Source organism: Streptosporangium sp. NPDC000095 (genome assembly GCF_042899335.1).
GTDB lineage: Bacteria > Actinomycetota > Actinomycetes > Streptosporangiales > Streptosporangiaceae > Streptosporangium.
On sequence record NZ_JBIAZS010000012.1, the window covers coordinates 182257 to 202044 of the forward strand.

The 19788-nt window shown below is 68.5% G+C and carries 19 protein-coding genes; 8 read left to right on the forward strand and 11 right to left on the reverse strand.

Annotated features, from left to right (window positions below; translation table 11 throughout):
- Nucleotides 1–207 precede the first annotated feature (207 nt).
- The gene (locus ACFY3V_RS25820) at nucleotides 208–1320 is read right to left on the reverse strand and encodes an ABC transporter substrate-binding protein (RefSeq protein ID WP_362902298.1); all 1113 of its coding nucleotides are present in this window, start codon (nucleotides 1318–1320) and stop codon (nucleotides 208–210) included.
- A gap of 309 nt (nucleotides 1321–1629) precedes the next feature.
- Entirely contained in the window at nucleotides 1630–2877 is a 1248-nt protein-coding gene (locus ACFY3V_RS25825; protein WP_389776891.1) for a cellulose binding domain-containing protein, read from the reverse strand.
- Nucleotides 2878–3518: 641 nt separating this feature from the next.
- Here ACFY3V_RS25825 and ACFY3V_RS25830 point away from each other — a divergent pair.
- The 4 genes from ACFY3V_RS25830 (at nucleotide 3519) to ACFY3V_RS25845 (ending at nucleotide 6754) form a co-directional block, all read left to right on the forward strand.
- Entirely contained in the window at nucleotides 3519–3968 is a 450-nt protein-coding gene (locus ACFY3V_RS25830; protein WP_350945999.1) for an SRPBCC domain-containing protein, read from the forward strand.
- A complete protein-coding gene (locus tag ACFY3V_RS25835) occupies nucleotides 3965–4303 on the forward strand; it encodes a metalloregulator ArsR/SmtB family transcription factor (protein ID WP_350946000.1) in 339 nt (112 codons plus the stop codon). The genes ACFY3V_RS25830 and ACFY3V_RS25835 overlap by 4 nt, the downstream gene beginning before the upstream one ends.
- 312 nt (nucleotides 4304–4615) lie before the next feature.
- Nucleotides 4616–5428: an SDR family NAD(P)-dependent oxidoreductase gene (locus ACFY3V_RS25840; RefSeq protein ID WP_389776896.1), complete on the forward strand. Its 813-nt coding sequence runs from the start codon at nucleotides 4616–4618 to the stop codon at nucleotides 5426–5428.
- A 192-nt stretch (nucleotides 5429–5620) separates the two neighbouring features.
- On the forward strand, nucleotides 5621–6754 hold the full coding sequence (locus ACFY3V_RS25845) for a hypothetical protein (protein ID WP_389776899.1): 1134 nt from the start codon (nucleotides 5621–5623) through the stop codon (nucleotides 6752–6754).
- A 230-nt stretch (nucleotides 6755–6984) separates the two neighbouring features.
- Here ACFY3V_RS25845 and ACFY3V_RS25850 read toward each other — a convergent pair whose 3' ends face one another.
- The 3 genes from ACFY3V_RS25850 to ACFY3V_RS25860 all read right to left on the reverse strand — a co-directional run bounded on the left by ACFY3V_RS25850 (nucleotide 6985) and on the right by ACFY3V_RS25860 (nucleotide 9067).
- Entirely contained in the window at nucleotides 6985–8118 is a 1134-nt protein-coding gene (locus ACFY3V_RS25850; RefSeq protein ID WP_389776902.1) for a hypothetical protein, read from the reverse strand.
- Complete coding sequence (locus ACFY3V_RS25855) at nucleotides 8115–8633, reverse strand: SigE family RNA polymerase sigma factor (protein WP_362902286.1); 519 nt, start codon at nucleotides 8631–8633, stop codon at nucleotides 8115–8117. The genes ACFY3V_RS25850 and ACFY3V_RS25855 overlap by 4 nt, the downstream gene beginning before the upstream one ends.
- Nucleotides 8634–8935: 302 nt before the next feature.
- Nucleotides 8936–9067, reverse strand: coding sequence for a hypothetical protein (locus tag ACFY3V_RS25860; RefSeq protein WP_350946004.1), 132 nt, complete (start codon nucleotides 9065–9067; stop codon nucleotides 8936–8938).
- A gap of 437 nt (nucleotides 9068–9504) precedes the next feature.
- On the opposite strand from ACFY3V_RS25860, the gene ACFY3V_RS25865 reads away from it, so the two are divergent.
- The 3 genes from ACFY3V_RS25865 (at nucleotide 9505) to ACFY3V_RS25875 (ending at nucleotide 11356) form a co-directional block, all read left to right on the forward strand.
- The gene (locus ACFY3V_RS25865) at nucleotides 9505–10245 is read left to right on the forward strand and encodes an NPP1 family protein (protein ID WP_362902284.1); all 741 of its coding nucleotides are present in this window, start codon (nucleotides 9505–9507) and stop codon (nucleotides 10243–10245) included.
- A 249-nt stretch (nucleotides 10246–10494) separates the two neighbouring features.
- Nucleotides 10495–10935 carry a helix-turn-helix transcriptional regulator gene (locus ACFY3V_RS25870; protein ID WP_350946006.1) on the forward strand — a complete coding sequence of 147 codons (441 nt, stop codon included), beginning with the start codon at nucleotides 10495–10497 and terminating at the stop codon, nucleotides 10933–10935.
- A 10-nt stretch (nucleotides 10936–10945) separates the two neighbouring features.
- On the forward strand, nucleotides 10946–11356 hold the full coding sequence (locus ACFY3V_RS25875; protein WP_362902282.1) for a VOC family protein: 411 nt from the start codon (nucleotides 10946–10948) through the stop codon (nucleotides 11354–11356).
- A 114-nt stretch (nucleotides 11357–11470) separates the two neighbouring features.
- Here ACFY3V_RS25875 and ACFY3V_RS25880 read toward each other — a convergent pair whose 3' ends face one another.
- Complete coding sequence (locus tag ACFY3V_RS25880; RefSeq protein ID WP_389776908.1) at nucleotides 11471–12340, reverse strand: dihydrodipicolinate synthase family protein; 870 nt, start codon at nucleotides 12338–12340, stop codon at nucleotides 11471–11473.
- 70 nt (nucleotides 12341–12410) lie between these two features.
- Here ACFY3V_RS25880 and ACFY3V_RS25885 point away from each other — a divergent pair, with 70 nt between their 5' ends.
- Nucleotides 12411–13499, forward strand: a complete 1089-nt coding sequence (locus tag ACFY3V_RS25885; protein ID WP_389776911.1) for a LysR family transcriptional regulator — start codon at nucleotides 12411–12413, stop codon at nucleotides 13497–13499.
- Between the two features lie 237 nt (nucleotides 13500–13736).
- Here the strand turns inward: ACFY3V_RS25885 and ACFY3V_RS25890 are convergent, their stop codons facing one another.
- From ACFY3V_RS25890 to ACFY3V_RS25910, 5 genes are all read right to left on the reverse strand, one after another.
- Nucleotides 13737–15341: an FAD-dependent oxidoreductase gene (locus ACFY3V_RS25890; RefSeq protein ID WP_389776914.1), complete on the reverse strand. Its 1605-nt coding sequence runs from the start codon at nucleotides 15339–15341 to the stop codon at nucleotides 13737–13739.
- A 2-nt stretch (nucleotides 15342–15343) separates the two neighbouring features.
- Nucleotides 15344–16195, reverse strand: coding sequence for a carbohydrate ABC transporter permease (locus ACFY3V_RS25895; RefSeq protein ID WP_389776917.1), 852 nt, complete (start codon nucleotides 16193–16195; stop codon nucleotides 15344–15346).
- Nucleotides 16195–17133 (reverse strand): carbohydrate ABC transporter permease, encoded by a 939-nt coding sequence (locus tag ACFY3V_RS25900; protein ID WP_389776920.1) that lies wholly within the window; start codon nucleotides 17131–17133, stop codon nucleotides 16195–16197. Before ACFY3V_RS25900 ends, ACFY3V_RS25895 begins: the two co-directional genes overlap by 1 nt.
- On the reverse strand, nucleotides 17133–18452 hold the full coding sequence (locus ACFY3V_RS25905; protein WP_389776923.1) for an ABC transporter substrate-binding protein: 1320 nt from the start codon (nucleotides 18450–18452) through the stop codon (nucleotides 17133–17135). The genes ACFY3V_RS25900 and ACFY3V_RS25905 overlap by 1 nt, the downstream gene beginning before the upstream one ends.
- A gap of 160 nt (nucleotides 18453–18612) precedes the next feature.
- Nucleotides 18613–19632: a LacI family DNA-binding transcriptional regulator gene (locus ACFY3V_RS25910; RefSeq protein WP_389776926.1), complete on the reverse strand. Its 1020-nt coding sequence runs from the start codon at nucleotides 19630–19632 to the stop codon at nucleotides 18613–18615.
- Nucleotides 19633–19788 lie beyond the last annotated feature (156 nt).

The window sequence follows — 19788 nt, forward strand, 5'->3', positions numbered from 1 at the left end:
ATCGGGCTGGGCCCCGGCCTTGAGTGGATATCGCGACGGTGGATGACGGCAACCCTGCCCGTGCCGGCTTGTTGACGCGTTGTCGCTCAGAGGGCGGAGCGATTGGCTGTGACCAGCGCTGTCGCACCAGACCTTGCTGCTGACGGGCAGAAGACAGATGGAAGGCCTCAAGTTCGGACGGATCTGGGCTGTCGGCCCTCCGCGCTCTCAGCCGGTGTGGAGGATCCGAAAGTGATCGGGTTCCGCCGGATCTCGATCAACGACTTGGACCGGCGGCCAGGCCCACTGCCAAACGCCGATGCCCGGCGTGCGGGAGAACCGGATCTGCCCGCGGGTGCCTTCGACCGCAACGCGCGGCCAGGATCCGGCGGTGCGCGCCCGGTCCGCGCCGTGAGAACGCAGTACCTGGGCGAGGACGGTGACCGTGTCGTAGCCCTCGAAAGCCACGAAAGACGGCGCTTCGCCCAGTCGCCGGCGGAGGGCCGTCTCGACTCGTGCGCCCAGTGGGCTGAGACGCTCGGGCAGGTAGCGCAGGAAGGGGATCTCGGCGCCGTCGCCGCCCAGCGACGCCGCCCATTCGGCGAACTCCGGTTGCCCGGCGGGAGCACCGATCATGATCCCGGCGAGACGCCGGTCGTGGCGGACAGCCTTGACGATCGACACCGCCGGTTCCGGGTGGCCGACCAGGAGAAGGAGGGCTGTCGCGCGACTGTCGAGGAGTTCGTCGCACACGGCCGTAGGGGTGAGCGTGCGCAGGTCGAGTTCGATGACGGTTCCGCCGCGGGAAGCGAGGTGGTCCCGCAGAATACGGGTGCCGGATGCCCAGTAGACACTCGACTCGGCCGCTACGGCGATCCGACTGTGGCCCGCGCCGAGGAGGAAGTCCGTATAGATCCGCCAGCCGTGGGACTGTGCCGGAGCGAGGCGTGCGACCCATTCCGTCGGCTGTTCGGTGAGTGCGTCGAGAACCGCCGACGAGCAGAGGAACGGCAGGCCGAGGGCGTCGGCCCTGGCGGCGGCGGCGCGAGCGACGACGCTGTGATATTCCCCCGCCAAGGCGGCCACGCCCAGGCGAGCCAATTCGTCCACGGCCGCCGCGGCCTTCCGCGGATCAGCCGCGGTGTCTCGGACCACCAGTTCGAGGGTTCTTCCGGTGACCCCTCCGGCCTCGTTGACCTCGTGAACGGCCAATTCGAGCCCGGCGAGCAGGTGTTGGCCCGCCTTCACCCAACCAGGCCGGGTGAGCGGAACGAGAGCACCGATCTGGACGGCTGGTCCTTCAGCTCGTTCCGCTCCGGGTGGCGATGGTGGCGTACTCATGCGTCGGCATCCCCTATGCGATGATTTGGCGCAGTTTGTGTGGATCGCAGAGTATTGCCCGCCGGTAGCGACGCTTCCGCTCGCTCCCGCTGGTCGTTCGTCAGATCACCACGCCCCCGAGGCCGCGATCATCTATCACCTTGATCCACTTTCGCACCAGACTCTAGTCGCGGTATGCGGTGGCGAGGTCCTTTCTCCGCGACCATCGTGACGCGGGCGGGGCTCCTGTCATGAAGAGATGGATCGACGACGCCGGGGGGAAGGGACGGCGGCATCTGGCCGTGATGCTCACAGCGCGCCGAACGGGTGTCAGGGGCGACTGCTGCAGGCGAGGGAGGGGGACGACGGCGTACCACCGGCCAGGAAGCCGAAGGTGGTCGTGCCGGAGGCCGGGATCGAGCCGTTGTAGGAGGCGTTCGTCACCGTTATCGCGGAGCCGTTGGCGGCCAGGGTGCCGTTCCATACCTGGCTGACCGACTGGCCGCTGCCCAGGGTCCATCTGACGGTCCAACCGCTGACCGCCGAGCCGCCCGCCGTCACCGTGACCTCGCCCTGGTAGCCGCCCGGCCACGAGTTCGTGGTGCGGTAGCTCGCGGTGCAGGCGCCCGAGGAGGGGGAGGGCGACGGGGTGGCCGAAGGTGAGGGTGACGGGGTGACCGAAGGCGAAGGGGTGACCGAGGGCGAGGGCGAGGGTGACGAGCCGCCCGGCGGCACGTACGGGCACTTGCTGCGGTACATCGAGATGCCGGTGGAGTCCATCAACGGACACAGGAACTGGGTGTACCGGGTGTCGTTGTCAACGAAGATCTTCAGCCACGGGATCAGCGTCCGCATCTCGGTCGTGTTCGCCCTCGTCGCGAACAGGTGGTCCACGCCGGTTATCTCCACCCAGGCGCTCTGTGCCGAGGCCGGGAGAGTGCTGTACAACCCGTTGAGGTAGGACTGCGTGACCACCGTGTCCCTCTGCCCGGAGATGAACATCAAGGGCACCCGGTTGTCGGCCAGGCTCAGGTTTCCCGTGGGGGAGCCGGGTGCGAGCCCGACCACGGCCTTCAGTGAGGGCCGCCGGAGCGCCGCGGTGAGGGCGCCGGCGCCACCCGCGGAGTGGCCGACGACCGACAACCGGCTGGGGTCGACGCGGTCACGCACCGAACTCCGCTGGGTGAGGTAGTCCAGCGCGGCGAGCAGTTGGGTCGCTCGGGCGTCGGCGCCGTCGGTACGGCTGTTGGTCTCGATTCCGATGACGACGAAGCCGAAGGACGCGAGCCAGGGACCCATCCAGGCCTCTTCGTCGGCGAACCGGGCGGAGTAGCCGGGCACGATCGCGACCGCGCCGAAAGTCCCCTGGCCGGTGTCCGTCGGATAGTAGATCACCCCACCGCCGAAGCCGTTCCCGGCCGGCAGACTGACCTGCGCGGTGGCGAAGGTGCCCCTGGTGGCGGCCACGCCGGCCAGGGTGGGATCGGGGCCTCGCTGATAGGGGTTGTCGGCGGCCGATGCCGGCCGAGTCACGACGATCATCGCGAGCAGCCCGAGGACGACGACCGCCGCGGCCATCGCACGCTTCCGCCACCCGCTCTGTGGCCCGGGCTCCGATCGGACACTCGGGGCGGCACAAGGCTCCGGAGTCTCACTCACACGTCGTCGCACTGTGGTGTTCCTTCTCTTCGGGTGAGCCCCTCATCGGGATCAGTACGTGACGGCCATCGCCGAGTGGCCTTCGGTGCGGCGGCTCCGCACCGTATCGGTCGCCTCCTCGTCCCGGCGCCGAAGCGCGTACGACAGGGGCATCGTGATCGGCGGCCTCTTCATCGCCGACCGGCAGCGGAGACCGCTCCGGGGACTCAGTGTGGAAACATCTGTGAAACGTGTCAAGATCCGTGTAAAGCCGTCGATGATCCGCTTTGGGGGTACACGCGCCTTATGGTGTGTCGGCATAAGACGTCGGCGAATGAAAGCACCTGAAACTTTCATCGCGATCTTGGGGTGGTCGGGGTGTGGGCCGTTGTCCGCAGAAGGCGTGCGGGGCGAGCGGAGTGCCGCGAACCAGCGGATCGTAAGGAATCCGTCTCGGGTGAAGGTCGTCGTCTGGTCGCGCACTCCTCGGCGTCGCCTCGATTGTGCAACATAAGGTTGCGGGTTGGTGGTGAGGCCGTTAGAGTTATGTGCAACCGATGGTTGCCTACTGGGGGTCTGCAATGGAGTTCGGAAAGCTGGAGCGCGAGATCCGTATCGACGCGGCACCGGAGATCGTCTTCGATGTGGTGAGCCGTCCCGAGCACATCAAGATGTGGTGGTCCGAAGACGCGTCGTTCGAGCCTGAGCCGGGCGCGGTCGGCGAACTGGTGTGGGACGAGCGCGCCGTGGTCGAACCGATCACGGTGGTCACCGTGGATCCGCCCCGTACGTTCGCGTTCCACTGGATCGCTCCCGGTGGTCGGCTGCCCGACGCGGACAACTCTCTCCTGGTCACCTTCGAGCTCGAACCCTCCGGCGACGGCACGATTCTGCGCGTGACCGAGAGCGGTTGGCGGGAGAAGGGCTGGGAGGCCGCCGTGCTTGAGGCGGCCTTCCACGACCACGAGCGCGGCTGGGACTTGTTCCTGCCCAGGCTGCGGGACTACGCCCCTTCCGTGGTGGCGCGATGACCGTCGCCGTCGACGACGAACTCTGGTCGGCGATCGGCGATCCGATCAGGCGCCGCCTGATCGACCTGCTGCTCGCGGAAGGAGTCGGTACGCCGACCAGCCTGAGCGATCGTCTCCCGATCTCACGCCAGGCGGTCACCAAGCATCTGGCCGTCCTCGATCGCGCGGGACTCGTGCACGCGACACCGATGGGCCGCGAGCGGCGCTACGAAGTCGACGAGGCGCAGCTCGCCCGCGCCGTCCGGCAGTTGAACGAGGTCGGCAGGACCTGGGATACGCGACTGAACCGCATCAAGCGCATCGCGGAACAGATCCAGCGTCAGAAAAACGACTGACCGGCAGGCCGCTGGGCGAGATCTCCGGCGACCTCCTCGACGCGGTCGAGCTCGGCCCGGCCTGAGTGGACGGCTGTCGTCCTCGCCGCAGGTCTTCGCGGCCGATGTGGGCCTCGAGGTGAGTTCCCATGCCGGTGGCATGGCGATCGGCGCCTTCACCGCCTCGTCTGCGGCGATCTCCATGTCGGACGCCTGGGCCGCAGGCTTCCTGAAGCCTGCGGTAACCGCGGCCGCGACAGAACTCGCGGCGGCGGTGTGACCATCGAGCCCGCGTAATCGTTCGAAAGAATCGATCACCCCAGGGGGACGCATATGAATGCATTGCTACTCGAAGGCAAGAACGCTGTGATCTATGGGGGCGGCGGCGCGATCGGCGGCGCGGTCGCACGGGTGTTCGCCAGGGAAGGCGCGAGGGTCTTCATCGCCGGGCGGACGCGGGCGAAGCTCGACGCCGTGGCCCGTGACATCGCCGTCACGGGCGGAAAAGTCGAGACCGCGCACGTCGACGTTCTCGATCAACAGGCGGTCGAAAAGCACGCCGACGCGGTCGCGGAGACGGCCGGTGGCATCGACATCGCCCTCAACGCCGTGAGCGTCATGCACGACCAGGGGACTTCGCTGGTGGACCTCTCGCTGGAGGAGTTCATGCGGCCGATCGACGGTTTTCTGCGGACACTGTTCATCACCAGTAAGGCCGTGGCACGGCACATGGGTCGCGAGCGCCCCGGCGTCATCCTGACCTTGTCCGAGCCGGGTTCCAAAATGGCGGTGGGCGGCATCTTGGGGCACAGCGTGAGCGCGGCCGGCAAGGAGGCGTTCTCGCGGGTCCTGGCCGCGGAGCTGGCACCCGGCAACATCCGGGTGATCGGCATCCGTCCCCACGCGGTCGCCGACGCGCCGGCGGCGGGTTCCTATACCAAGGACCTCTTCGAGCAGACCGCGGCGGCGGCCGGACAGTCGGTCCAGGAAATGCTCGAAGGTGGGGGAATGGTGCAGGGAACGCTTCTGAAAAGGCTGCCCATGCTCTCCGATGTGGCGGAGACGGCGGCGTTCCTCGCCTCGGACCGAAGTGGAGCCATGACCGGAGCGATCGTCAATCTGTCCGCCGGCGCACTTGTCGACTGAGACCGCTGTGCCCGATCAGGCCGACGAGACCAAGCTGCCTCGTTTTCTGCACATCCCGGGCCCCGCTGGTGTCGTCGAACGCCTGGGATGTGGAGCACCGAGTCGGAGGGGAAGGGCGCAATATGTTTTCGGAACCGATCTTTTCTCGCACACGTCTGATGACGTGTGCGAATCCTATATAGATTTACATGGTTGAGTGCGGCCCTGGCACTTGCCCTTCAGGTCGCGGTGACGGCTTGTTCGGCTCCAGAGTCGCCCGCGCGGCCTGAACATCTCCCGGCGTTGCCGGTTCTGGATTCTGTCAAGGATATCTGGCCGGAGGCTGTGGGTTCCGCTCCAAGAAAGCTGAAGGGCGGAGGCACCTTACTGCCGGTGGCGATGCTCGGCAAGCATGAAATGCTCATGAGGGATTGGGCGAAGCGCCCTACCTTCTTCAACGTCAACACTCGGAACGGCCGTCATCGCCAGCTGTCCACAGCGCCGAAGTGGGCGGAGTGTGGAGGGTGCTTTGAAATCGAGCACACGGCTTTGAGTGCTACACAGGTGGCGTGGCTTGTCAGCGGCTATGCGCCGGGGGCGACCTATGGCGGCCAGCGTCATGTCGAGCTGTGGGCCATGCCCTTGGTCGGTGGTTCCATGCGCATGGTGACACGCCTGCCAATAAACAAAGATCAACAAATCTTCGGTTTCCAGATCACGGAAGACACTGCGGCGTGGTGGGGCTATGAGGGTGACGTCTGGAAGGTCTCGATGTCCGGAGGCCGTCCGGAGCCGGTTCGGCCTGACAGAAAACTCAGGGTCACCAACTGGCCGTGGGCTTGGGATGTGAGCGAACGTACTGTGATCAATCTCGCCACCGGCGAGGAAAGACGTGTCACCGCTGGAAGGGATCTTCGTGAATTGACCTGCGGGCCTGTCTGGTGCGTCGGTCAAGCCGAGAGCGTGCCCTATGAAGTGCGTAAGGCTGTCATCATGCGATTGGGCGGCGCCGAGCGGACGGAGCTTCCGGGAGACGCCAACCTCAGGACGGCGCCGTTTCGTGAGAGGGTCTTTCTTCTCGGCCTCCCGACAATTCGCGGTGATGATTCCCGTGAGATCACTTGGGGTGCGGCCCAACTCGGACCTCTTGTCCAGCTCTATGATCGCTGCACGAAGCGGACCGCTGTGATTGGTTCATCTGCTCTGCGGAAACGTGGAATGCCATGGCATGAGATCAAGGTGGGGGCGACCTCGCCCGAGGGGTCAACCTTGTTCTGGGTAGGCAATCGTGAGCGCTACACCGTCCTGGACCTGGCTCGTATCGCCGAGCCGTCTTGCGTGCGATGAGTTCGACGAACCGGAACCTCGCTCAGGGCCGGCAGTCGATAGGTCGGTGAATCAACGATCTCTCGTCGGAAGTATTCGACTGCCCCGCTTGCCCCGCCGAGAGCGGCGGGGCAAGGACTTCTCCCGAGATATCGGACAGGCGGCGCGTTTCCTTGTCGTCGACGGCCCCGTGCTCCACGACAAGTCACCACACCACCGATATCCTCATCCAGAGATTTTCCGCACAAGCTCTATTTGCTGCTCACGACTCCAGGAAAGAGCATGTGCGGAGACACATTCGGGTAGCGAGCTGTTTGTCGGGCCCGGCCGGTATTGATGTCGATCGCATAGCTGCTGCGCGATCCTCCGTTGTGCAGGTAAAAAAGGGTGACCTCGGCCCTGTTCCGCCAGAGGGAGGTGTCGAGGACGCCGCCGGCCTTCGGCAGGCCGCGGATGACCACCTTCCGGATGGTCCGCCCGGTCTTGGCGTCGAGAAGGGTGAGCGAGTGCCTCTCCAGGCCTCGCTTCCCGAACTCGAAGGCGGCCACCGTCCGGCCGTCCGGGGAGAGCTCACTGAACATGATGAACACGCCGTCGAAGCGCACCGGTGCGCCTCCACCGGTGACGGGCATCAGCCACAGGTCGGTCTTGCGGTAACGGACCAGTTGGGCGACGCCGTCCTTGATGCCGATCGCCTCGTACTCGCCGGGTATCGACACCGTTTTGCCGGTGCGCATGTCGATCAACAGTCCGGGGTCCTTGCTCCCCTCACGCGGGTCGAAGACCACGTGGCGGCCGTCGTCGGAGACCACGAGCATGGAGCCCACGCCGATCCGCTCCTCCTTCACCGTGACAGAGGAGGTCACCGTGGAGCCGCTCACCAGGTCACGGACCACATGCGCCTGGGCCTGACGGCTGTAGTAGGCGAGCATGCGCCCGTCCCGGCTGATCGAGACGGGGACGCGAAACGCCTTGGCCGTTTCGGTGAGTGCCTGCGGCACCCGGTAGGTCGTGCCGGTGCGGGTGACCACCCGCCACTCGACGGCGCCGCAGTCGACGTGCCGCCTCTTCTTGTCGACCTTGCAGGGTGTCTGGTACGCGTAGCCGAGCGGTTCCACCTTGCCGTCGGGTAGCTCTGGCAGCGTGTCCGCACGCTGCGGCGTGACCGTGTAGTCGCCGTAGTCGCCGTAGTCGCCACGCGACCCCACCAGCGTCATGCCCGCGGTTCCCACGCCCAGTGCCACGACCGCTGCGACAGCGGCCAGCGTCAGGGTGGCGCGCCGCCTGCGCCGGTGACTCGCGACGGCCCGGTCGGCCAGGTCGGACAGACTCACCGGTGGAGCCTCGTCGGCGATGTCGCCCAGCGTCTTACGCAGGCTCGTCATCGGACCACCTCCGTGAGCTCGGAATCGGAGAGCAGATGGGCCAGTTCGGGGGCGACCGTGCGCAGGCGGGTCAGCGCGTGATGGGCCTGGCTCTTGACGGTGCCGACCGAGCAGCCGAGCACCTCGGCCGTCTGCGTCTCGGTGAGGTCCTCCCAGAAGCGCAGCACGATCACGGCGCGCTGCTTGGGCGTCAACTTGGCCAGCGCCTGCCGGAGCACGATCCGGTCGAGCGCGGCCCCGTCGTAGGAGGCACCGCGTTCAGGCGGGTCGGCGCTCGGTAACTCAAGATGTGGCCGACGACGCCAGGAGATGTACTGGTTGACCAGCGCCTTGCGCGTATACGCCTCGGGATTACCGCTCCTGGACAGCTTGGGCCAGTGCCCCACGATCTTGATCAGGACGCTCTGCAGCAGGTCTTCGGCGAGATGGGCGTCTCCCGTCAGCAGGTACGCGGTCCGCATCAGCGTCTGCTGGCGGGCGAGCACGAACTCGCGGAAGCCGTCATAACGATCCACTGTGATCTCCTCTCGCCCGTTCCCAACGCGACTCATCGGGCGAAAGGTTGCACTTTTCTCTACGCCTTTCTCTATGGCGAAAGCGACCCGCCACGGCGGATCGTGGCACAGGCACTGTTCACAGCCGGATGTGTTTCTCCGGTAAGGCGTGGCGAGATCGGGACGGACCTGTGTACGGGCGGGGGAGCCGAGCTCTGGGGCGGTCGACCGGGTGACGACCCCCACGCCTTCGGTGACGTGTACAGCCTGTCGTACGACCTGAGGTGGGGGCCGACCCGTGAGAGCGGCCCCCCGTCCCATGGTTACGGCAGGGCGCAGATGACCGCGTCGCGCCAGTCGTAGTTCATCCAGTCGTAGTCCGGACGGTGACCGCCGGTGACGCCGGCGAGCTCGTTCTCGTCGAGCTCACGGGCGGTGGCTGTGAAGTCGTTCATCTTCAACACTCCTTTTGGATGGCGAACCTTGTGAGGGAATGCTCCCAAGGCGGTCTTGCCTTCCACTTGGGGATGACTTTGCTGATCTTCGCTCCCCGCTCCGCGGCAGGCCCGCCTACCGACCGCCGCCTGTGGTTCACCTTTCGGCCGTCGCCGGTATGTGTCGGTGTCATTTGATCCATGGACCTTGATCAAGCGCCGGTTCCGTGGTGCCGTAAAAGCGCGAGGCGTGCTCACATCGGCGTGGAGAACACCGCCGACGCCCTGGCACGCCGAAGCGCCGTCAGGTCATGAAGTCAGTTCTTCGAGAAGGCGGAAGAATGCGAAAGCTGTCGTCATTCACGTCCACCGCGAGGGCATCGAAGTCAACGACCACGTCAGAGAGGAGCACATCCTCCCCCACCTTCTTCACGCGCAGGCGTTCGCGGCTCGGGATCGTGTTCGGCGTCGCCGTGCTGGGGGTCGTGATCCCCGCGTCGGCGGCCCATGCCGCTCCGCCCGGCAATCTGCCTCAGTCGGCAGGAGGGTACGAATCCTCGTTCTCGCCGGCCTACGACTACGACGGCGACGGCTGCTACGCCACCCCCGCCATCGGGCCGGACGGAACCCTCGCCGGGGGGCTGAACCCGACCGGCGCGGTGAACGGCAACTGCCGTGACCAGTCGGACCTGGACAACTCGCAGACCTACGCCCGTTCCAAGTGCAACAGCGGGTGGTGCGCCATCGTGTACGCCAGCTACTTCGAGAAGGACCAGGCGCTGCCCGGCATCAGCCTCGGCGGCCACCGGCACGACTGGGAACACGTCATCTCCTGGGTCAACCAGGCGTCCAACCAGGTGGAGTATCTCTCGACCACGCAACACAGCAGCGTGGTGACCTATCCGCGCTCGCAGGTGCGCTTCGACGGGTCGCATCCCAAGGTCGTCTATCACAAGGACGGGTTGTCCACGCACTTCTTCCGGCTCGCCAACGGCAACGACGAGCCCCCGGAGAACCACTACCACAACTGGCGCTACCCCCCGCTCGTGGACTGGAACGGCTGGCCCAGCACCTCGCTGCGCGACAGGCTGATGAACGCGGACTTCGGGGCCGCGACGATCAAGATCAATGACGGCAGGTTCGGGGACCTCCTCTCGCGGGCCAAGCCGAGCGGCATCCCCTTCGACCCCTGGGCCTGACGAGTCCGTCTGCCGAGCCACCGGCGGCTCGACCTGACCGGTGAAACGGGGGTGATGACCGGTCGTCACCCCCGTCGGCCGCGGCCGACGTCAGGCGGCCACGGTACGTACGCGCCGGATGGCTGTTCACGTGCCCTGGACGCGGGACGAAGGCCGTGGCCGGTGGATCCGGCCGCGGGGGCATGAGCTTCACTGAGTCTCATCCGTGCAGGTCGGCAGGGGTGAGACCGGAGCGGATACCCTCGTCCCATGGACCAGTCACACCTTGCCAACCTCGCGCACCTGCGCAGGGCGCGGGATCTGATCGACCGGGAGTACGCACGTCCGCTTGACGTCCCGACGATGGCCCGCCACGCGCTGATGTCGCCGGGGCACTTCTCCCGGGCGTTTCGAGCGGCCTACGGTGAGACGCCGTACAGCTACCTCATGACCCGGCGGGTCGAGCGGGCGATGGCGCTGCTGAGAGGGGGTATGAGCGTGACCGACGCGTGCATGGCGGTCGGCTGTACCTCCCTCGGCTCGTTCAGCTCGCGCTTCACCGAGCTCGTGAAGATGACGCCGAGCGCGTACCGGGCCCAGGAGCACCGTGCGGTGCGGGCGATGCCCGCCTGCGTGGCCAAGGTGCAGACCCGGCCGACGAGGAACCAACAGGTCAGGATCGGAGAAGTGGTCCGCGCCACCGCCATCTAGCGTTGACCACATGACCGTTTCTCTTCAGTACTGCCACGTCACCGTCAACGACCTGGACGGATCGCTCGCCTTCTACCGCGACGCGCTCGGTCTTGAGGTGCGCAACGATGTCGCCTCGGGCGGGTTCCGCTGGGTCACCCTCGGCAGCGCCTCCCAGCCGGATCTTGAGATCGTGCTCTCCGAGCCGCACGCCGGCCGGTCCCAGGCCGACGGCGACGCCCTGCAGGAGCTGCTGACCAAAGGGGTCCTGCCCATGACCGTGTTCCGCACCGACGATGTCGACGCGACCTTCGAGAGGGTGCGCGACTTCGGCGCCGAGGTGCTGCAGGAGCCCATCGACCAGCCCTGGGGCCCGCGCGACTGCGCCTTCCGCGACCCCTCCGGCAACATGGTGCGCATCTCGCAGGCGCCCAAGGCGTAACCACCGCGAGCGCTCGGCGATTCCCGAGCGGGAATCCGCACCGTATCCTCACGCCCTCCGCATCCTCACACCCTCCGCGCGAACAACGGCCTTCCCGACGGCGCCGGTTCCGATTCACGGACGGAGCGGCTGCCAGGACGCCAGCGCCGCCGCCACCGTGTCCGGGGAGGCGGCCAGCAGCGGCAGCCGTACGGCGGGAGTGGGGATGTCGCCCCGCGCGTGCAGCACGGCTTTGATCACCGTGGGGTTCGGCTCCGCGAACAGCCGGAGCGAGAGCGGCGCCAGACGGTGTCCGAGGGCGCGCGCCTCGGACACGTCGCCGGCCCGCCACGCGGTGACGAGCCGCGCGAAGTCGGCGGTGGCGACCAGCGCCGAGGCCAGAATGCCGCCGTGCGCGCCGAGTGCCAGCATCGGCGAGATGTGCGGATCGTCGCCGCCGAGGATCGCGAACCCGGGAGGCGGGTCGGCCAGCAGTTCGATGCTGTCGTCGGTGATCGCACCGGGCGCGGACTTCAACCCCGCGACGCCGGGGAGCGCGGCGAGCCTCCGCAGTGTCCCGGCCGACAGGTGCTGGCCCGTGCGACGTGGCACGTCGTAGACGATGAGCGGCACCGGGCTCAGCTCGGCGAGGTGCGCGAAATGCGCGAGAACGCCCTCCTCGCCGGGGCGTACGAACGGGGGAACCACCGTGAGCGCGGCGACGACCTCCGGGTGGTCGCCCAGCCGCCGCAACGCCTCGGCCGTGGCGGCGCCCACCACGAGCGGTGCCGACCGCTCCCGGCAGACCCGGGCCGTCACCTCGACCACGGCGCGCTTCTCCGCGTCCGTGAGCGCGCCGGATTCCCCCGTGGTGCCGAGCGCGACCAGACCCGTCGCGCCGTCGTCGAGCAGCCGCCGCGCGAGCAGCTCCAGTGCGCCGAGGGCCACCTCGCCGGAGGTCTCGAACGGAGTGATCAATGGGACGTAGAGACCGTTGAGCGTCATGGGGCCATCGTCGCGCGATCAAATATGAAGAACCAGTTCCGATTCATAAAGGCATACGTAAGCTGATCTTATGCTTGACGTTCGCAGACTGCGGCTGCTCCGCGACCTGGCCAGACTCGGCACCATCGCCGCGGTGGCCCAGGTTCACACCTATACGCCGTCGGCCGTCTCCCAGCAGCTCGCGGCGTTGCAACGGGAGGCGGGGGTGGCACTGCTGGAACGGACCGGTCGCCGGGTCACCCTCACCCCGGCGGGCGTCGCGCTGGTCGAGCACACCGAGACCGTGCTCGCCGAACTGGAGGCGGCCTCGGCGACCCTCGCCGCCGCCCGGTCCGGCCTGATCGGGACCATGCGCATCGGAGCCTTCCCCACCGCCGTGCACACCCTGCTACCGGCGGCCCTCGTCGCGCTGGGCCGCGACCATCCGGGGCTCGCCCTCATGGTCACCGAACTCGACCCGGCCGCCGCCCCCGACGCGCTGCGGGAACGGCACCTCGACGTGGCCCTGCTGCACGACTACGACCTGGCACCCGTCGAGCCCGACCCAACGCTCGACTCGACACCCCTGCTGGAGGAGACGGTCTTCCTCGCGGTTCCCTGTGGCGCGGCGCTCGAGACGACGTCGCGGCCGGATGAGACGATCCTGCCCGGGCTTCCCGGCGCAGCGGAGACCACGGCACTCACCGATCCGGTCGGCGCCTGGAGATCCGCGTGTTCGGCCGGCGCGACGGCAGGCGCGTGTTCAGCCGATACGGAGGGCGCCGTGGCGGCCGCGGATCCGGTCGGCGGCTTCCGTGACGCCGACTGGGTCGTGGCCTCACCGGGCACCCTCTGCCACACCGTGGCCGTACGCGCCTGCCAGGCGGCGGGATTCGCGCCGAGGGTACGCCACCACGTGGACGATTTCGCCGCCGTGCTCATCCTGGTCGCCGCAGGCCAGGGGGTCGCCCTGGTGCCGCGACTCGGCGTCGGCCGCCTTCCGGACGGCGTGCGCCTCCTGCCGCTGCGAGTACGGCGCAGGACCCGGATCGCCTACCGCCGGGGAGCCGCCGAGCACCCCGCGGTCGCCGCGTGCGTCCACGCCATCCGTGCCGCGACCGAGGACCACCTGGGAAAGGCCCGGGCCGGCGGGCGGCCGGAGGCGCCGGAAGCTGTTTGAACGGGTATCCGGCGCGGGGCACAGCTGTCCGCGGCCGGTGAGGGAACAGACGCCGGCGTCAGCGGGTCGCAACGGCCATGCGCAGCCAGGGACGATGAGAACGGTGCCGCCGACGGCCTCCAAGCGGCGGCGGATCGTGGGCCGACAGCTTCTTCCCCGGCTGCCGGGGTCGGCGTCCGGGGGGCCGGACCGGGGGTCAGGCAGGCGGCGCCCCGGACGAACCCGGATGCGGTCAGGTCAGTCCTCCACGAGCTGGGGTACGGCGGGTTGGCGGCCGCACGGGGTGCTCCTGATCTCCTGCGACCAGGCGAGGGTGACGCCGAGGGTGTCGGTGAGCGTCCGCTGGAAGTCGGCGAGCCGGGCCGGGTCGGCGCGGATCTTGCGCGGCGGCAGGTCGGTGGTGAGGGCCTGGACGGCGAGCGCGCCCACGGCCTCGCCGATGCTCCACTCGACGGGGTGGAGCCGGTAGCAGCCATTGGTGACGTGGGTGGTGCCGATGTTCTTGTTGGCGGGCAGCAGGTTGTCGACGCGCTGGGGCAGCAGCGCGCCGAGCGGGATCTGGAAGGGGTAGCAGTCGACGTCCACGTAGGTGCGGCCGGACGTGCTGGGGTGCAGGTCGATCCGGTAGGAGCCGAGCCCGACCGAGTCGGCGAACACCTCGGACCCGCCGCGTGGGCCGCGCGCCTCCACCCCGACGTGCTGTTCCAGCACGGTGAACTCGGCCTTGATCCGCCGCGACTCCCGGACGTACACCGCCTTGGCCAGGCCGTCCTCGGTTCCGACGAGATCGGGACGCAGCCGCAGGCCCGGGTATCCGGCCTCGGTCTGCATCCAGTACAGGAACGACAGCGACAGGTCGCGGGCGCCCGCGAGTGTGCCCTCCCGGTCCGCGCCGGGACCGATCAGCGGCTGGTCCCAGTAGTCGATCTGCGGCCAGTTGACCAGGGTGACGTCGTTCGAGATGGTGCCGGGCTCGTACTGCTCCGCGGCCACGATCCGGCGGAAGTGCCACAGGTCATGCTTTCCGGGGATGTGCCCGTTGTCGTGGAACAGGCCGCGCGAGCGTACGGACAGGTCGATGGGCTCCACATCCGTCCACGACAGCTGGGACCCCGGCCAGAACGGGGCCCGCCGGGTGCTCCAGTAGTCGTAGCCCGCTGGGCGGTCGATCGTGTGGTCCTCGCCCGGCCGGTACTCCAGCGGGAAGCACCAGCTGACGGCCTGCTGGTCGAGGGGGGCCGCCACGGGGGCCGCGTGAAGCTCTCCGGTGTCGGCGACGCCCTCCGCGCCCACCACGTGCTCGACCCCGGCCAACGGGAGCAGGTCGCCGAGCTCGGTGGCGTCCACGATGTAGTCGGCCGCCACGACCAGCTCCGTCCCGTCGGGCCGGATGAAGGTGACCGCCTCGACCCGGTCGCCCGTCACCTCGACCGCCACGGGCGTGTGCCGCAGCAGGACGGTGACCAGCCCGGCGGTCCGGTACGGCGCGAGCATCTCCTCGATGACGGCCAGCGCCGCCCGAGGTTCGTGGCACAGCCCGCTCACCACGCCGAGCCCCGGATTGAGCAGGCGCTGCGCGGCCACCGAGGCGCGGAGCGGGTAGTTGCGGCGGTAGTACTCGCGGACGCCCTGACGCAGCCTGCGGTAGCTCGGCGAGGCGTACCGTGACTCGATCCACGGGTTCTCGTCTGGCGGTACCGCCTGGCTGGTCAGCTGGCCGCCCAGCCAGTCGGTCTCCTCGGTGAGCACCACCCGCCGGCCGAGCCTCGCGGCGGTCAGCGTCGCGGCGACACCGCCGAGACCCCCTCCGACCACCAGCACGGGCGTGTGCGTCTCCTGCATGATCATCCCTTCACGCCGCCCTCGGACAGGCCGGCGACGAAACTGCGTTGGTTGAAGACGAAGACGGCCAGGATCGGCAGCAGCACCAGTACCGAGCCGGCCATGGCGGGACCGTAGGCGACGTTTCCGCCGGTCAGGAACTTGCTCAGCGCCAGCTGGACGGTCTGCGTCTCGGGGGAGCTCGTCACGACGAGCGGCCAGAGGAAGTCGTCCCAGACGGCGGTGAAGGCGAACACCGCGACGGTCGCGACCAGCGGCCTCGCCAGCGGCAGGTAGATCTTCCAGAAGAGCCTGAACTCGCTCGCGCCGTCGACCCGGGCGGCCTCGCCCAGCTCGTCGGGGAGCCCGAGGAAGTACTGCCGGGCGAGGAAGACGTTGAGCGGCCCGATCAGGTGCGGCAGGGTCAGCCCTCCCAGCGAGTCGAGCAACCCGGAACCGCCCTGCCCGGTGATGTCGTTCCCACCCGTCAGCGGGATCCCCTTCGCGATCAGGAACAGCGGGATGAGGGTCACCGCCACCGGCACCATCGTGGTCGCGACGATCGTCAGGAAGATCGCGTTGCTTCCCCGGTAGGGGAGCTTGGCGAAGGCGTATCCGGCCAGCAGCGCGAAAACGCAGTTGGCGACGACGACCAGCAGGGCGACGATCAGCGAGTTCGTCATCGCCGTGCCGAGGTTGCCCGCGTCCAGGGCGGTCGAGAAGTTGTCGAACACCGGGTTCTGCGGCAGCAGCCGCGGCTCGGCGGAGAACACCTCGGACTCGGGCTTGAAGGCGATCGAGACCATCCACCAGAACGGCACGAGCACCAGCAGCGTGGCGATGACCAGCGCGAGGATCGATCCTGGTCTGCGCATCACTTCCGCCCGTTCCCGCGCATCGCGACGAGCGCGAAGGCGAAGATCACCGCGAACAGGACGAAGGCCATGGCGCTGGCGGAGCCGAACCGGTTGTTCTGGAACGCCTCCTGGTAGATCAGGTAGTTGGTGGTCGTCGTCGAGCCGAGCGGCCCGCCGCCGGTGAGGATGAAGATCTCGGCGAACGACTGCGACAGGTAGACGATGTTGATCGTGATCACGTAGACCATGACCGGCCGCAGACCGGGCAGCGTCACGTGCCGGAACCTGGCCCAGGCGCCCGCGCCGTCCATCTTCGCGGCCTCGTACAGGGTGACCGGGATGGCCTGGAGCCCGGCCAGGAACAGCACCATGTTGCCTCCGAGGGCCTTCCACACCCGCATGATCGCGACCGAGTGCAGGGCGGTGTCCTCGTCGAGGAGCCAGTCGCGCGGATCGAGGCCGAGGGAGCCCGCGAGGTCGTTGAACCAGCCGTCGGGGGAGTACATCCACAGCCACACCAGGCTGACGGCCGTCAGCGGGACGATACGGGGCAGGAACAATCCTGCACGGAACAGCCCGATGCCGGGCATCTTCCGGTTGGCCAGCAGCGCGAGCCCGAGCGCGATGCCGACCGCGAACGGCAGCACCTCCGCGACGAACTGGGCGGTCACCCGCAGGGACTTCAGGAAGTCGGCCGAGCCGAGCAGCGCCACGTAGTTGTCGGCGCCGACCAGCCGGGGCGCGCCACGGTCGAGCGGGCTGTAGCCGGTGAAGCTCAGGTAGAACCCGTACAGCACCGGGAACAGCTGGAAGATCGCCAGGTAGGCCAGGACCGGGGCGGTGAAGGCGAGCCCGACGAGCTTGCGGCGACCGGTCGGGCCCCTGCCGCTCCCGCGGGTCCCGGGCCGGGGCGCTGCCGCGGACCGGTTCCCGCCGTGCCTGGTGAGAAGGGGCATCACTGGGCCGCGAGCAGCGGCCCGGCCTCGGCCGCCGCGTCGTCCAGCGCCTGCTTCGCGGTCGCCTTCCCGGCGAGCGCCTCCTCCAGGTGCTTGTCGAGCACGTCGCGGACCTGCACCCAGGCCGGGACGTTCGGGCTGCCCACGTAGGCGGGGGCGGCGTCGATGAACGGCTTCAGCAGCGGCTGCCCGGTGACGTAGGAGCCCTGGACGGCCGAGGCGCGCACCGGCAGCCCGCCGACGGTCTCGGCGTACCGCTCGTTCACGCCCTTGGAGACCATGAACTCGACGAACTTCCAGGCGAGGTCCTTCTTCGCCGAGTCGGCGTTGACGAACAGGCCGGTGGTCGCACCGCCGAAGGTCTTGGCGTCGACGGCCTTCAGCGGGGGCAGTACCCCGATCTTCGAGGAGAGGTCGGGCACGGCCTTGACCATCTGCAGTATCTGCCCGGTGGTCGCGGTGACCATCGCCGCCTTGCCGGTGGCGAGCGGGTTCTGCCCGGCGGGCTGGTTGGCGAAGTCGAGGCCGAGCTGGTCGCTGACCTTGCCGTCGCCGCTGTAGAGCCCGGCGAAGTACTCCAGCGCCTTCACGCCCTCGGGCGAGTTCCAGGTGACCTCCTTGCCGTCGGCAGACAGCAGCTCGCCGCCCTCGGAGCCGATCAGCCCCTGGAAGCTCTGCACCCGCTGGATCTTGGCGGACTGGAGCATCAGGCCCGCCTGTTGGATCGCTCCACCGTCGCGGACGGTCAGCTTCCTCGCCGCCTCGGCGGCCTCCTTCCAGGTGGTCGGCTCGGTGACACCGGCCTTGTCGAGCAGGTCCTTGCGGTAGGCGACGAGGACGCCGCTGCCGCCCAGCGGGATCAGGTACTGCCCGCCGGCCACCTGGCCGCTCGCCAGGTAGGGTGCGAGGTCGGTCCTGTCGGCCTCGGGCAGGGCGGCGATCCGGGCGTCGAGCGGCTCGATCCGCTTGGCCGCGGCGAAGCCGGCGGCGGCGGCCGGACCGTGACCGAACACGTCGGGGGCGTTGTTGCCGGCGAAACCGGCGTTGAGCTTGGGTGACATCTGGGCCCAGTCGACGAAGGTCACCTGGACCTTCGTCTTGTTGGCGGACTCGAACTCCGGCACCAGCTTCTTGGTGACGAGCTCGATCTCCGGGGCGGAGTTGCCGGGGAACCAGACGGTCAGCGTGTCGGCCGTGCCGCCGCTCCCGCTGCCTCCGCCGCCCGTTCCGCAGGCCGTCGCGGCGAGAAGAAGGCCCGCGCCGACGGCGGCGGCGAGGAATCCGCGCCTGCTGACGGCTGTCCGCCTGTTAGTGATCATGGTTTTCTCCTGTTTCGGAGTGCGGGGGGCTCGGAGTGTGAGAGGTCTGCTCCCGGCGCTGGACCGCCGGGAGCTGGGACCGTTCAACTGTGGGCAGGTTCCGGGGCCGGTTGTGTGATCGTCGGAGAGGCTCCGGAGGGGCCGATCGGGTGATGTGCGGTCAGGCCCTGGGAGGGCCGATCATGTGGTCCTCGGGGAGGCCACAGGGCAGTAACTGCTGGTGGTCGCCGGGATCGTCCGAACCGGCCAGGATCCGGGTGAGCATTTTCACCGCGCCCCGGCCCATCTCGTTGCGGGGGATCCGCAGGCTGCTCCAGCCGCTCTCGGCCATCGTCACCAGGACGACCACCGACATGTCCGCGGGAGCGGTCAGACCGCGTTCGCCCAACGCGGCGACGAGCTGCCTGGCCAGGGGCTCGTTCTCGGCCAGGACGGCGGTGACGCCACCGGCGTGCGCGGCGTCGACCCAAGCCGGGTCGAGCTGCGAGGTGACGTACATCAGCTCGGGCAGCCCCACGTCGGCGCAGCCGGCCCGGTAGCCGGCCTCCTTGTCGAGGAAGACCTCCATCCGGTCCGGTCCGGTGACGTAGGCGATGCGCCGGTGGCCCAGCGCGGCGAGCCTGCCGACGGTGTCCCTGGTGGCGCTGGCGTAGTCGGCGCCGACCCAGGCCACCTCGGTGCCGGGCACGGTCCTACGCCCTATGTGGACGAAGGGGTATCCCTCGGCGGCGAGCCTGGCCAGCTCGGTGGAGCCGGGCTCGACGCCGAGCAGCACGCTGCCGTCCGCGAGCGCGAGCCGGTTCACCCCGTCGCTGTAGACCCGGCGGCGGCCGTCGAGATCCTCGGTGGAGGCGAACAGCACCAGGTCGTAGCCGTCGGCGACGGCCTGCTGCTCGATGCCGACCAGGAACTCGTGGTAGAAGTCCAGCTGGTCGAGCGGGAAGATCGACTCGAAGGTGTAGACGCCGAGCAGCCGGTTGCGCTTCCCGCGCAGGCTGCGGGCCGCCGGGTTGGCGACGTAGCCGAGCTGGCGCACCGCCTCCAGGACGCGCTGGACGGTCTGCTCCGGGATCCCGGCCTCCGGGCCCCGGCCGTTGATGACCGCGGAGACCGTCGCCTGGGAGACACCCGCGAGTTTGGCCACGTCGGCCTGGCGGGCCCGGCGCCGAACTCCGTCCATCGCGATCTCCTGATTCGTATCAGTGGTGGGGGAACAGCCAAGAGAGAGCGACTGGCTGATTCGTATTGGCGAAACCGTTGCAAGCCGAGCGGGGAGCTGTCAACACTCTCGGCGAAAGAATCTTGAAACATGCCGGAAATCCGCTCTTGACGGCTC

Bases quoted from the DNA above. Each gene is read 5' to 3' on its own strand.
- ACFY3V_RS25820 (WP_362902298.1), bottom strand. From the start codon at position 1,320: ATGAGTACGCCACCATCGCCACCCGGAGCGGAACGAGCTGAAGGACCA.
- ACFY3V_RS25825 (WP_389776891.1), bottom strand. From the start codon at position 2,877: ATGGCCGCGGCGGTCGTCGTCCTCGGGCTGCTCGCGATGATCGTCGTG.
- ACFY3V_RS25830 (WP_350945999.1), top strand. From the start codon at position 3,519: ATGGAGTTCGGAAAGCTGGAGCGCGAGATCCGTATCGACGCGGCACCG.
- ACFY3V_RS25835 (WP_350946000.1), top strand. From the start codon at position 3,965: ATGACCGTCGCCGTCGACGACGAACTCTGGTCGGCGATCGGCGATCCG.
- ACFY3V_RS25840 (WP_389776896.1), top strand. From the start codon at position 4,616: ATGAATGCATTGCTACTCGAAGGCAAGAACGCTGTGATCTATGGGGGC.
- ACFY3V_RS25850 (WP_389776902.1), bottom strand. From the start codon at position 8,118: ATGACGAGCCTGCGTAAGACGCTGGGCGACATCGCCGACGAGGCTCCA.
- ACFY3V_RS25860 (WP_350946004.1), bottom strand. From the start codon at position 9,067: ATGAACGACTTCACAGCCACCGCCCGTGAGCTCGACGAGAACGAGCTC.
- ACFY3V_RS25870 (WP_350946006.1), top strand. From the start codon at position 10,495: ATGGACCAGTCACACCTTGCCAACCTCGCGCACCTGCGCAGGGCGCGG.
- ACFY3V_RS25875 (WP_362902282.1), top strand. From the start codon at position 10,946: ATGACCGTTTCTCTTCAGTACTGCCACGTCACCGTCAACGACCTGGAC.
- ACFY3V_RS25880 (WP_389776908.1), bottom strand. From the start codon at position 12,340: ATGACGCTCAACGGTCTCTACGTCCCATTGATCACTCCGTTCGAGACC.
- ACFY3V_RS25885 (WP_389776911.1), top strand. From the start codon at position 12,411: ATGCTTGACGTTCGCAGACTGCGGCTGCTCCGCGACCTGGCCAGACTC.
- ACFY3V_RS25890 (WP_389776914.1), bottom strand. From the start codon at position 15,341: ATGCAGGAGACGCACACGCCCGTGCTGGTGGTCGGAGGGGGTCTCGGC.
- ACFY3V_RS25895 (WP_389776917.1), bottom strand. From the start codon at position 16,195: ATGCGCAGACCAGGATCGATCCTCGCGCTGGTCATCGCCACGCTGCTG.
- ACFY3V_RS25900 (WP_389776920.1), bottom strand. From the start codon at position 17,133: ATGCCCCTTCTCACCAGGCACGGCGGGAACCGGTCCGCGGCAGCGCCC.
- ACFY3V_RS25905 (WP_389776923.1), bottom strand. From the start codon at position 18,452: ATGATCACTAACAGGCGGACAGCCGTCAGCAGGCGCGGATTCCTCGCC.
- ACFY3V_RS25910 (WP_389776926.1), bottom strand. From the start codon at position 19,632: ATGGACGGAGTTCGGCGCCGGGCCCGCCAGGCCGACGTGGCCAAACTC.